8 protein-coding genes and 2 rRNA genes are annotated in these 12,416 nt (G+C 64.0%); 4 read left to right on the top strand and 6 right to left on the bottom strand.

Features of this window, described 5'->3' with window-relative positions; all coding sequences use genetic code 11:
- The first annotated feature begins 101 nt into the window (after positions 1-101).
- Positions 102-1,646 (top strand): amino acid permease, encoded by a 1,545-nt coding sequence (locus tag LTA6_RS12040; protein WP_407357910.1) that lies wholly within the window; start codon positions 102-104, stop codon positions 1,644-1,646.
- 45 nt (positions 1,647-1,691) lie between these two features.
- Here LTA6_RS12040 and LTA6_RS12035 read toward each other — a convergent pair whose 3' ends face one another.
- A complete protein-coding gene (locus tag LTA6_RS12035; RefSeq protein WP_102191548.1) occupies positions 1,692-1,964 on the bottom strand; it encodes a metal-sensitive transcriptional regulator in 273 nt (90 codons plus the stop codon).
- A 34-nt stretch (positions 1,965-1,998) separates the two neighbouring features.
- Between LTA6_RS12035 and LTA6_RS12030 the strand changes: the two genes are divergently transcribed.
- Together LTA6_RS12030 and LTA6_RS12025 are read left to right on the top strand one after the other, a co-directional pair.
- Positions 1,999-3,276 (top strand): DUF445 domain-containing protein, encoded by a 1,278-nt coding sequence (locus LTA6_RS12030; RefSeq protein ID WP_407357909.1) that lies wholly within the window; start codon positions 1,999-2,001, stop codon positions 3,274-3,276.
- A 1-nt stretch (position 3,277) separates the two neighbouring features.
- On the top strand, positions 3,278-3,667 hold the full coding sequence (locus LTA6_RS12025; protein ID WP_407357908.1) for a YrdB family protein: 390 nt from the start codon (positions 3,278-3,280) through the stop codon (positions 3,665-3,667).
- On the opposite strand, the gene hutI is transcribed toward LTA6_RS12025, so the two are convergent.
- The 3 genes from hutI to hutH are packed head-to-tail and all read right to left on the bottom strand — an operon-like array spanning position 3,664 to position 8,010.
- A complete protein-coding gene (gene hutI, locus LTA6_RS12020) occupies positions 3,664-4,827 on the bottom strand; it encodes an imidazolonepropionase (protein WP_407357907.1) in 1,164 nt (387 codons plus the stop codon). The genes LTA6_RS12025 and hutI overlap by 4 nt on opposite strands.
- On the bottom strand, positions 4,827-6,476 hold the full coding sequence (gene hutU / locus LTA6_RS12015) for a urocanate hydratase (protein WP_363548208.1): 1,650 nt from the start codon (positions 6,474-6,476) through the stop codon (positions 4,827-4,829). The genes hutI and hutU overlap by 1 nt, the downstream gene beginning before the upstream one ends.
- Positions 6,469-8,010, bottom strand: a complete 1,542-nt coding sequence (gene hutH / locus LTA6_RS12010; protein WP_407357906.1) for a histidine ammonia-lyase — start codon at positions 8,008-8,010, stop codon at positions 6,469-6,471. Before hutH ends, hutU begins: the two co-directional genes overlap by 8 nt.
- Before the next feature lie 52 nt (positions 8,011-8,062).
- On the opposite strand from hutH, the gene LTA6_RS12005 reads away from it, so the two are divergent.
- On the top strand, positions 8,063-8,836 hold the full coding sequence (locus LTA6_RS12005; protein WP_407357905.1) for an IclR family transcriptional regulator: 774 nt from the start codon (positions 8,063-8,065) through the stop codon (positions 8,834-8,836).
- 113 nt (positions 8,837-8,949) lie between these two features.
- Here LTA6_RS12005 and rrf read toward each other — a convergent pair.
- Together rrf and LTA6_RS11995 are read right to left on the bottom strand one after the other, a co-directional pair.
- Positions 8,950-9,066: ribosomal RNA gene (rrf, locus tag LTA6_RS12000) — 5S ribosomal RNA — on the bottom strand.
- 107 nt (positions 9,067-9,173) lie between these two features.
- Positions 9,174-12,277 (bottom strand): 23S ribosomal RNA (locus LTA6_RS11995).
- Positions 12,278-12,416: the final 139 nt, after the last annotated feature.

Here is a 12,416-nt window from a genome sequence, read left to right as displayed (position 1 = left end):
TAGAACACCTTCCGGGTTTAAAGGTAGACGAATCCACCATTGGATGCCACAATCGGGCGCTAGGTGCAGTCGGCGCCTGACTGCATGCGAATGGAGACCGGATGTCTGAGCAGAAAACTGGGTCGCGCAAGGTCGGTGGGGCGACCTATACCCGCGCCGGCAGCGATTACTTCGAGAAGCGGACACTGAAGCGATCCGCCGGGGTGTGGGGGCTGTGGGGTCTCGCGGTCGCCGCAGTCATCTCCGGAGACTTCTCCGGATGGAACTTCGGCATCGACTTCGCCGGCTTCGGAGGAATGCTCATCGCCTTCGCGATCCTGGTGCTCATGTACTACGGCATGATCTTCTCGATCGGCGAGATGGCCGCCGCGATGCCGCACACCGGCGGCGCCTATTCGTTCGCGCGCTCGGCCATGGGCCCGTGGGGCGGCCTCGTCACCGGCGCCGCCGAGACGATCGAATACGTCGCCACGACGGCGGTGATCGTCTACTTCTCCGCCTCGTATGCCAACGGCATCACCAGCGAACTGCTCGACTTCACCTTGCCGGGATGGGCGTGGTACGTCATCCTCTACGTCGTCTTCATCGCCCTGAACTCGGCCGGAGCCGCGATCTCGTTCCGCTTCGCGATCATCGTCTCCATCATCTCGATCGGTATCATCCTCGTCTTCTCAGTGATGGCCGCCTTCTCCGGCGCCTTCTCCTGGGATTCGCTCTGGAACATCGCGCCCGATCCCGGACAGACGGCGTTCCTCCCGCACGGCGTACTCCCGATCCTGTTCGCGCTCCCGTTCGCGATGTGGTTCTTCCTCGGAATCGAGGAGCTGCCTCTCGCCGCCGAAGAGTCGCACAACCCCACCCGCGACATTCCCAAGGCCGGGTTCTGGGCCCGCGGCACGCTCATCGTGACCGGCCTCCTCGTCCTGTTCCTGAACACCGGCATCCTCGGTGCCGAGGCGACCGGCGTGGCCGGCGAACCTCTCCTCGACGGCTTCCGCGCGATCGTCGGCGATCAGATGGCCGCCGTCCTCGCCCTGTTCGCCCTGATCGGTCTGCTCGCCTCGCTCCAGGGGATCATGTTCGCCTACGGCCGCAACATGTACTCGCTGTCCCGGGCCGGCTACTACCCTCGGTTCCTCTCGCTCACCGGTAAGCGCCAGACACCGTGGGTCGCTCTGGTCGTCGGCGCGGCGATCGGGTTCGTCGCCCTGATCGTGCTGGATGTCCTCGCCGCCGTCGACGCCGAAGGCGCCGGATCCGTGGCAGGTGCGATCGTTCTGAACATCGCGGTGTGGGGAGCGGTGCTCGCCTATGCGCTTCAACTGGTGTCGTTCATGGTGCTGCGCAAGAAGTACCCGAACGCCGACCGCCCGTATCGCAGCCCGTGGGGCATCCCCGGAGCCGTCATCGCCCTGGTGATCGCCGCGCTCATCTTCGTCGGCTTCCTGCTGAACCCGACGTTCGGGCCCGCGATCATCGCCATCGCGATCGTCTACGTCATCATCCTGGTCGGGTTCGGACTGTTCTTCCGTCACCGTCTGGTGCTCTCCCCCGAAGAGGAGTACGCCCTCTCCGGTGGAACGCACGGCGACCCGCAGGCCGAGGGCTACGACGCGATGGAGGGCGAGGTCTTCGGTACGAAGTAGGCCGACCGTCTTCGATTCGAAGTAGGCCCCACGCGGGGGCGCGGCCTACTTCGAATCGAAGTCGAACGCCTTCAACAACTCGAGCACCGCCTTGTCGCGCTCCTCGCCGCCATGCTCGAACATGTGCGTGACATGGGTGCGGAGGTGGTTCTCCAGGAGCAGACGGTTCAACGATTCCAGAGACCGCTGGATCGCACGCGACTGCGTGATGATGTCCATGCAGTACTCCTCGTTCTCGATCATCCGCGCGACTCCGCGCATCTGGCCTTCGAGGATGCTGGTGCGGTGCAATGCACGCTTCTTGATGTCTTCGATCACGGTTCGAGGTTAGTCGCCATGAAAGGATGACGTCATGCCGCGAACCCCGATGACGCAGCTCTCCCCCGCTGACCAGGTGCGCCTCCGCGCCCTGCGCCGCATGAAAGCGGTCGCGCTCGGCGCGCTCGTGTTCATGGCGGTCGTCTTCGTCGTGGCGTTCTGGCTGCAGGAGCGACAGCCGTGGCTGAGTTACGTGCGCGCTGCTGCCGAGGGCGGCATGGTCGGCGCGCTCGCGGACTGGTTCGCCGTCACCGCCCTGTTCCGCAGGCCGCTGGGCCTGCCGATCCCCCACACCGCGATCATTCCGAGTCGCAAGGATGAGATCGGCCGCAGCCTCGGGGAGTTCGTCGAGACGAACTTCCTCGAAGCATCCGTCGTGCGCACGAAGCTCTCCAGCACCGCCATCGCGCTGCGCGCCGGCGAGTGGCTCCGCCAAGCACCCCACGCCGAACGTGTGGCCACCGAGGGCGCAGCCGTCGCCACCGCGGTACTGAACGCGCTCAGCGACGACGACGTCCGCGATCTGATCACCGACCTCGCCCGCGAGCACCTGGTCTCCCCGGAATGGGGGCCGCCGGCCGGGGTCTGGCTCGGCAAGATCGTCGAGGCCGATGCGCACCACGGCGCCGTCGACCTCGCGGTGGACAGTATCGCGACCTGGCTGGACGCCAATGCCGTGGCGTTCCACGGCCTCATCTCCCGGCGCCTCCCCTCGTGGGTCCCCAAGCTCGCACACCGCTTCGTCGACGAGACCGCCTACAACGAGGCACTGCGCTTCGTGCATGCGGTGCAGGCCGACCGCCAGCACCCGGCCCGGCTCGCCGTCGACGGGTACCTCACCCGCCTCGCCGACAACCTGCAGCACGACCCCGTGACCCGGGCGAAGCTCGAGAACGCCAAGTCCACGTTGTTCGACAGCCCTCGGGTCGGCGCTCTGGCCGCCGAAGCATGGAACACCGCGAAGGCCGGGCTGCTCACTGCTCTCGCCGATCCCGAGAGCGGGTTGCGACGCCGCGCAACGCAGGCGCTGCAGGAGATCGGTGCACGCCTCACGACGGATGACGGCCTGCAGCGCCGTGTCGACACCTGGGTCGCCGATGCGGCCGTGTTCCTCGTCGACCGGTACCGGCACGACATCGCCTCGATCATCACCGACACCGTGGAACGCTGGGATCCGGCCGAGACGACGGAGAAGATCGAGCTCATGGTCGGCCGTGACCTGCAGTACATCCGGCTCAACGGCACCTTCGTCGGCGCCCTCGCCGGCCTCGCCATCTTCGCGATCGCCCACGCACTGATCCCCGGCGTCTGACGTGACCCCGCCGGCGAACCCCCTCGACAACGCGTCGCCGCTCCTCGCGACGGCCCTCGTCGCGAGGTTCCTCATCGAACTCGCCCTTCTCGTAGGCGCAGCGGTCGCAGCGTGGCGACTGGTTCCCGGTCAGTGGGGATGGGTCGCGGCCATCGTGGCCCCGGTCGCCGTCGCCGTCGTCTGGGGCCTCTTGCTCTCGCCGCGGGCTCGGTTCGTCCTTCCGGAGCCGATGAAGCTCGCACTCGAGACCGTGCTCTTCGTCGGCGTCGCCCTGGCGCTGTCCCTGACGGGACTCGGTGTCCCGGCGATCATCGGTTTCGTGGTCTGGGCCGTCGACCGCATCGCCATCGCCGTACTCACACCGCGCAGAGGGGCGCAACGCGTCACCTAGCGGATCGCGACGCCGTCCTTCCACACGTGGGACACCAGCGGCACACCGGGCCGGTAGGCGAGGTGGATGCGCGTCGGCGCGTCCAGCAGCACCAGATCGGCGCACGCACCAGGGACGATGACGCCGATGTCGTCGCGTCGCAGGGCCCGTGCTCCACCGGCCGTCGCGGCCCATACGGCTTCGGCGGGCGTCATGCCCATGTCGCGCACCGCGACGGCGATGCAGAACGGCATCGACGAGGTGAAGCTCGATCCCGGATTCGTGTCGCAGGCGAGCGCGACCGTCACGCCGGCATCGATGAGGCGACGGGCATCGGGATACGGCTGGCGGGTCGAGAATTCGACACCGGGCAGCAGCGTGAGCACGGTGTCGGACGCGGCGAGAGCCGCCACATCGGTGTCCGTCAGGTACGTGCCGTGATCGATGGATGCGGCGCCCAGATCGACGGCGAGCTGCACGCCCTCCCCCGGGCCCAGCTGGCTCGCATGCACGCGCGGCGCCAGTCCGCGAGCGATGCCCGCCTCCAGCACCCGGCGCGACTGCTCGACGGTGAAAGCCCCGGTCTCGCAGAAGACGTCGATCCACTTCGCATGCGGAGCGCAGGCATCCAGCATCCGCCCCGTCACGAGATCGACGTACTCGTCCGCACGATCGGCATACTCAGCCGGAACCACATGCGCGCCGAGGAATGTCACCTCGGGCGTCACCTCGGCGGCGAGGCGCACCAGCCGCTCCTCCGTCTCGACGTCCAGCCCGTAGCCGCTCTTGATCTCCACCGTCGTGGTGCCCTGGGCGAGCATCTCGTCGAGGAAGCCGCGCAACCGCCCGCGCAGTTCCTCCTCCGAGGCGGCACGCGTCGCCGCGACGGTCGAGCGGATGCCGCCGGCAGCATACTTCTGCCCCGCCATCCGCGACTCGAACTCGACAGCGCGGTCCCCGGCGAAGACGAGGTGGCTGTGACTGTCGACGAAGCCCGGGATCATCGCCCGCCCGTCGGCGTCGACGATCTCTGCGGCCGCCGGCGCCTGGGCGGATGGGCCCACCCAGGCGATCCGCCCGTCCTCGATGAGCACCGCCGCATCACGCAGAGTGCCGCAGAGGTCGCCGTCGGCTGCGACGTTGGTCGTCAGCTCCCCGATGTTCGTGATCAGCGTGCTCATCACAACATCGGCACCTTGAGGCCGCGCTCGCGGGCGACATCCTTGGCGTGCTCGTAGCCGGCATCGACGTGACGCATGACCCCGGTACCCGGATCGTTCGTGAGCACCCGCTCGAGCTTCTCCGCGGCAAGCGCGGAGCCGTCGGCGACCGATACCTGACCGGCGTGGATGCTGCGGCCGATGCCCACACCTCCGCCGTGGTGCAGGGACACCCAGGAAGCTCCGGAGGCGGTGTTCAGCAGCGCGTTCAGCAGCGGCCAGTCGGCGATCGCGTCGGAGCCGTCCTTCATGGACTCGGTCTCGCGGTAGGGCGAGGCGACGGACCCGGAGTCGAGGTGGTCACGGCCGATCACGATCGGCGCCTTCAGTTCACCGGATGCCACCATCTCGTTGAACTTGAGGCCGGCGAGGTGCCGTTCCTTGTAGCCGAGCCAGCAGATGCGGGCGGGCAGGCCCTCGAAGTGCACCTTCTCGCCTGCCTTCTCCAGCCACCGGTGCAGCGCCTTGTCTTCGGGGAACAGTTCGGCGATCGCGCGATCGGTCTTGTAGATGTCTTCCGGGTCGCCGGAGAGCGCCGCCCACCGGAACGGCCCACGGCCCTCCTCGAACTGCGGCCGGATGTAGGCCGGCACGAACCCGGGGAATTCGAAGGCGCGGTCGAAGCCGCCCAGAACCGCTTCGGCGCGGATCGAGTTGCCGTAGTCGAAGACAGCAGCACCGGCATCCTTGAAGGCCACCATCGCGGCGACCTGCGCGGCCATGGACTCCCGCGAACGGCGAGTGAACTCCTCAGCGTCCCGCTCGGCCTCGGCCTTCCAGTCGGCGACCGAGATCCCGATGGGCAGGTACGCGAGCGGGTCGTGCGCGCTGGTCTGATCGGTCACGATGTCGATCGGCACACCGCGGCGGAGCAGTTCGGGGAACAGCTCTGCCGCGTTGCCGACGACACCCACCGAGAGCGCTTCGCCCGCGTCCTTGGCGGCGATGACGCGGGCCACCGCGGCGTCGAGGTCGGTGGTGTACTCGTCGAGGTAGCCGTGCTCGACGCGGCGCGAGAGACGCGACTCGTCGACGTCGACGATCAGCACGACGCCGTCGTTCAACGTCACGGCCAGCGGCTGGGCGCCGCCCATGCCACCGGCTCCACCGGTGAGGGTGAGCGTGCCCTTGAGGGAGTCACGCCCGAGCGAACGGGCGACGGCCGCGAAGGTCTCGTAGGTACCCTGCAGGATGCCCTGGGTGCCGATGTAGATCCATGATCCGGCGGTCATCTGCCCGTACATGATCAGACCCAGCTCTTCGAGCTTGCGGAACTCAGGCCAGGTCGCCCAGTCGCCGACGAGGTTGGAATTGGCGATGAGGACGCGCGGTGCCCACTCATGCGTACGGAAGACACCGACGGGTTTGCCGGACTGCACGAGCAACGTCTCGTCGGGTTCCAGCTCGTCGAGGGTGCGGATGATCGCGTCGTACGCCTCCCAGCTGCGCGCGGCCTTCCCCGTGCCGCCGTAGACGACGAGGTCCTCGGGGTGCTCGGCGACCTCGGCATCGAGGTTGTTCATCAGCATGCGCTTGGCAGCCTCTGCGCCCCAGCTCTTCGCGGTGCGCACGTTGCCGCGCGCTGCGCGGATGTTGCGTGGTTCAGACATTCACGTACTCCTTTGCGGTGCGGGCGACAGCGCCCGACTGGACGAGTTCGGTGACGGCTTCCATCTCCGGGGACAGGAAGCGATCGGGGCCGGGACCGGCGGCGACGGTGCGGACGAGGTCGCGGACCGCACCGGTGGCCGGCCCTGCCTCGAGCGGTGCGCGCAGGTCGAGTGCGCGGGCTGCAGTGAGGATCTCGATGGCGAGCACCCGGCCGAGCCCGTCGATCGCGCGACGGAGCTTTCGAGCCGCTGCCCACCCCATCGACACGTGGTCCTCCTGCATCGCGGAAGAGGGAATGGAGTCCACGGATGCCGGAACGGCGAGGCGCTTCAGCTCCGAGACGATGCCGGCCGCGGCGTACTGAGCGATCATGAGACCGGAGTCGACACCCACCTCGTCGGCGAGGAACGGCGGAAGTCCGTGGCTGCGCGCGGGGTCGAGCGCACGGTCGGTACGTCGCTCGGAGACCGAGGCGACATCGGCGACCGAGATGGCCAGGAAGTCGAGGACGGCGGCGACCGGTGCGCCATGGAAGTTCCCGTTCGACTCGATCCGCCCATCCACGGTGATCACCGGGTTGTCGATGACGCTGGCGAGTTCGCGGCCGGCGATCATCGCGGCGTAGCCCATGGTGTCGCGGGCGGTGCCGTGCACCTGCGGCGAGCAACGCAGCGAGTACGCATCCTGAACACGTCCGTCATCCGGGCCCTTGTGGCTGGCGACCATCGGCGAACTCGAGAGGAACGCGCGCAGGTTCGCGGCCGACGTCGCCTGCCCTTCCTGCGGACGCAGAGCCATCAGATCGGCGGCGAACACCGCATCGGTGCCGAGCTGCGATTCAACCGACATCGCGGCGGCGATATCGGCCGTGACGAGCAGCGCCTCCAGGTCGTGCAGCGCGAGCACGAGCATTCCGAGCATGCCGTCGGTGCCGTTGATGAGCGCGAGCCCCTCCTTCTCGACCAGCGTGACCGGCTCGATGCCGGCGGCGGTCAGTGCCTCGGATGCCGGACGCAGTGCACCGGCGGCGTCCCTGACCTCGCCCTCCCCCATCGCGGCGAGGGCGATGTGCGCGAGGGGCGCGAGGTCACCGGAGCATCCGAGTGAACCGTACTCACGCACCACCGGGGTCACTCCGGCGTTGAGCATCGCGGCGTAGGTCTCCACGACGATCGGACGCACACCGGTGCGCCCAGAGGCAAGAGTCTGCAGGCGGAGCAGTTGCAGCCCGCGGATGACCTCGCGCTCGACTTCGGCACCCGTGCCGGCGGCGTGCGACCGGATCAGGCTGGCCTGCAGCTGGAGTCGACGATCGGGGGCGATGAACGTGGTCGCCAGCGCGCCGAAGCCGGTGGAGACGCCGTAGTGCGGGTGCGGATCGGCAGCAAGGCCGTCGATGACGTTGCGCGTGTGCGCGACACGGTCGAGAGCCTCAGCGGCGATGACGACGGGAGCGCCGTCGCGAGCCACCGCGACGACATCGGCGGGGGCCAGCGGCTGGTGGCCGACGAGAACGGAAGGCAGATCACTCATGCTTCGATTCCACACCCGACAGCTCGACGCCGACAGCGGTTCATGACATCCTGTGTCTGTGATCCCAGACAAAGCCCAGACCGCACAGGTCCCCGCGGCCGACGGCACGCTTCGCATCCTCCGATACCTGGCCGGCCGCCCCGCACCGGTGGCCGCATCGGCGATCGCCCGTGAGCTCGGACTGCCCCGCTCGACCGTCTACCACCTGCTGTCGACGCTGTCGGCGCACGGGTTCGTCCTGCACCTGAGCGAGGAGCGTCGATGGGGCCTCGGTACCTCAGCCTTCGAACTCGCCGGCGGATACGCACGCCAGCAACCACTGGCGCGACTCGGTCGCACGCTGGTCGGGGCCCTCTCGGATCGACTCGGAGAAAGCGCACACCTCGCCGTCATGAGCGGCGGTGACGTGCTGTACATCGTCGAGGAACGCGCACCCCGACGGCCGGCACTGGTGACGGAGGTGGGCGTCCGTCTGCCGGCGCACCTCACGGCCAGTGGACGGGCGATGCTCGCCGTGCTTCCGAGGGAGCAGGTCAGAGCGCTCTATCCGAATGCCTCTGCGTTTCCGGATCGCACTGGCCGTGGACCTCGCACACCGGGTGAGCTGCGCGAGCTGCTCCGTGAAGTACGAGCCCGCGGCTTCGCCGTCGAGGACAGCGAAATCGCCGACGGACTTCGATCGGTCGGCGCCGCCGTGCGCGACCACTCCGGCTGGCCGGTGGCCGCGGTGGCCGTCACCTGGGGCGGAGATGACGTAAACGAACAGCAACTGGCTGAGTCCGTCAAAGAGACAGCTGCGCTTCTGGAGTCCCGTTTGAAGAGGTGAACGGGCGTGCTGCGACGTTAACGCAGAAAAGCCACCCTCTCGAGTGGCTCTCCTGGTTGTGTTGTTAACGCGAAATGGCCACCCAACGATGGGTGGCCATTTGCTTAAAAGAAGTCCGGCGGTGTCCTACTCTCCCACAGGGTCCCCCCTGCAGTACCATCGGCGCTGTGAGGCTTAGCTTCCGGGTTCGGAATGTAACCGGGCGTTTCCCTCACGCTATGGCCGCCGAAACACTATTGATGTTTCAATCAAAACACATAACAAAGTCATTGTTATGTGGTTCTCGACCGTACATCGAGAACCACTCAGTGGACGCGTAGCACCAACAAACGGGTGTGTTATCAAGTCATCGGCTTATTAGTACCAGTCAGCTGCACACGTTACCGTGCTTCCACATCTGGCCTATCAACCCAGTAGTCTGGCTGGGAGCCTCTCACCCGAAGGTATGGAAATCTCATCTTGAGGCCGGCTTCCCGCTTAGATGCTTTCAGCGGTTATCCATCCCGAACGTAGCTAATCAGCGGTGCTCCTGGCGGAACAACTGACACACCAGAGGTTCGTCCAACCCGGTCCTCTCGTACTAGGGTCAGATCCTCTCAAATTTCCTACGCGCGCAGCGGATAGGGACCGAACTGTCTCACGACGTTCTAAACCCAGCTCGCGTACCGCTTTAATGGGCGAACAGCCCAACCCTTGGGACCTACTCCAGCCCCAGGATGCGACGAGCCGACATCGAGGTGCCAAACCATGCCGTCGATATGGACTCTTGGGCAAGATCAGCCTGTTATCCCCGAGGTACCTTTTATCCGTTGAGCGACAGCGCTTCCACAAGCCACTGCCGGATCACTAGTCCCGACTTTCGTCCCTGCTCGACCTGTCAGTCTCACAGTCAAGCTCCCTTGTGCACTTACACTCGACACCTGATTACCAACCAGGTTGAGGGAACCTTTGGGCGCCTCCGTTACTTTTTGGGAGGCAACCGCCCCAGTTAAACTACCCACCAGGCACTGTCCCTGAACCGGATTACGGTTCGAAGTTAGATATCCAGAGTGACCAGAGTGGTATTTCAACAATGACTCCACATGAACTAGCGTCCACGCTTCAAAGTCTCCCACCTATCCTACACAAGCCACACCGAACACCAATACCAAGCTGTAGTAAAGGTCACGGGGTCTTTCCGTCCTGCTGCGCGTAACGAGCATCTTTACTCGTAATGCAATTTCGCCGAGTTCGCGGTTGAGACAGTTGGGAAGTCGTTACGCCATTCGTGCAGGTCGGAACTTACCCGACAAGGAATTTCGCTACCTTAGGATGGTTATAGTTACCACCGCCGTTTACTGGGGCTTAAATTCTCAGCTTCGCCTTGCGGCTAACCGGTCCTCTTAACCTTCCAGCACCGGGCAGGCGTCAGTCCGTATACATCGTCTTGCGACTTAGCACGGACCTGTGTTTTTAGTAAACAGTCGCTACCCACTAGTCTCTGCGGCCTCCAAACGCTTTTGGGAGTAAATCCCTATACGCCGAAGGCCCCCCTTCTCCCGAAGTTACGGGGGCATTTTGCCGAGTTCCTTAACCACGATTCTCTCGATCTCCTTGGTATTCTCTACCTGACCACCTGAGTCGGTTTGGGGTACGGGCGGCTTGAACCTCGCGTCGATGCTTTTCTTGGCAGCATAGGATCATCCACTTTTTATCCGCATCGTGTCTCAGCCTATGTGAGTCGCGGATTTGCCTACGACTCGGCCTACGCACTTGCACCAGGACTACCATCGCCCGGCTGGACTACCTTCCTGCGTCACACCTGTTAATACGCTAACCGCACCAGAATGGGGTCGTGCGCTAGGCCCAGAGCGTCACCCCGAAGGGATCAGTCACTGGGATTCAGACACTTAGCACTACTGGATTAGCTTGGGCGGTTCTTCGCCGGTACGGGAATATCAACCCGTTGTCCATCGACTACGCCTGTCGGCCTCGCCTTAGGTCCCGACTTACCCAGGGAAGATTAGCTTGACCCTGGAACCCTTGGTCTTTCGGAGGACGTGTTTCTCACACGTCATTCGCTACTCATGCCTGCATTCTCACTCGTGTAGCCTCCACGGCTGGTTCACACCGCCGCTTCGCTGGCCACACGACGCTCTCCTACCCATCAACACGGCTGGACCACGAAGGCCTACCAATAATGTCAATGCCACAACTTCGGTGGCGTGCTTGAGCCCCGTTACATTGTCGGCGCGGAATCACTTGACCAGTGAGCTATTACGCACTCTTTCAAGGGTGGCTGCTTCTAAGCCAACCTCCTGGTTGTCACAGCAACTCCACATCCTTTCCCACTTAGCACGCGCTTTGGGACCTTAGTTGGTGGTCTGGGTTGTTTCCCTCTCGACTATGAAGCTTATCCCCCACAGTCTCACTGCTGCGCTCTCACTTACCGGCATTCGGAGTTTGGCTGACGTCAGTAACCTTGTAGGGCCCATCGGCCATCCAGTAGCTCTACCTCCGGCAAGAAACACGCAACGCTGCACCTAAATGCATTTCGGAGAGAACCAGCTATCACGAAGTTTGATTGGCCTTTCACCCCTATCCACAGCTCATCCCCTCAGTTTTCAACCTAAGTGGGTTCGGTCCTCCACGACGTCTTACCGTCGCTTCAACCTGGCCATGGATAGATCACTTCGCTTCGGGTCTAGGACATGCGACTGAATCGCCCTATTCAGACTCGCTTTCGCTACGGCTACCCCACACGGGTTAACCTCGCCACATATCGCTAACTCGCAGGCTCATTCTTCAAAAGGCACGCTGTCACCCCTACTAAGGAGGCTCCAACGGTTTGTAAGCAAACGGTTTCAGGTACTATTTCACTCCCCTCCCGGGGTACTTTTCACCTTTCCCTCACGGTACTTGTCCGCTATCGGTCATCTGGGAGTATTTAGGCTTATCAGGTGGTCCTGACAGATTCACACGGGATTTCTCGGGCCCCGTGCTACTTGGGATACTCTTCGCGCCAAGAGAGGCATTTCGACTACGGGGTTGGCACCCTCTATGACCGGCCTTTCAAGACCGTTCGTCTATACCTTCTTGTAACGCCGCCATCTCGGCAGAAATGACTGAAAAGTCCCACAACCCCCAACGTGCAACACCTGCCGGCTATCACACACGCTAGGTTTAGCCTGTTCCGGTTTCGCTCGCCACTACTAACGGAATCGCGGTTGCTTTCTCTTCCTGTGGGTACTGAGATGTTTCACTTCCCCACGTTCCCTCTACCCGCCCTATATATTCAGGCGGGAGTCACTAGGTCGGCACGCCGCCCAGCGGGGTTTCCCCATTCGGACACCCTCGGATCAAAACTTGCTTATCAGTTCCCCGAGGCTTATCGCAGATTGCTACGTCCTTCTTCGGCTCCAGATGCCAAGGCATCCACCGTTTGCTCTTAAAGACTTGAAATCACATGAGTTTGAATCAAAAACTCGACCCAGTCACTAAAACTGGATCTGAAATTGACTAATGATCTTTAAGATCATCTTGTGCAACACACTCAAAGAGTGCATTGCAAGATGCTCGCGTCCACTGTGTAGTTCTCAAA

This window comes from Microbacterium sp. LTA6 (assembly GCF_045690355.1).
Classification (GTDB): Bacteria; Actinomycetota; Actinomycetes; order Actinomycetales; family Microbacteriaceae; genus Microbacterium.
Note: the sequence above shows the minus strand (reverse complement) of the source record. Positions and strands in the feature narration are given on the sequence as shown.

Coding starts and splice junctions, on each gene's coding strand:
- LTA6_RS12040 (WP_407357910.1), top strand. CDS start 102: ATGTCTGAGCAGAAAACTGGGTCGCGCAAGGTCGGTGGGGCGACCTAT.
- hutU (WP_363548208.1), bottom strand. CDS start 6,476: ATGTCTGAACCACGCAACATCCGCGCAGCGCGCGGCAACGTGCGCACC.
- hutH (WP_407357906.1), bottom strand. CDS start 8,010: ATGAGTGATCTGCCTTCCGTTCTCGTCGGCCACCAGCCGCTGGCCCCC.
- LTA6_RS12030 (WP_407357909.1), top strand. CDS start 1,999: ATGCCGCGAACCCCGATGACGCAGCTCTCCCCCGCTGACCAGGTGCGC.
- hutI (WP_407357907.1), bottom strand. CDS start 4,827: ATGAGCACGCTGATCACGAACATCGGGGAGCTGACGACCAACGTCGCA.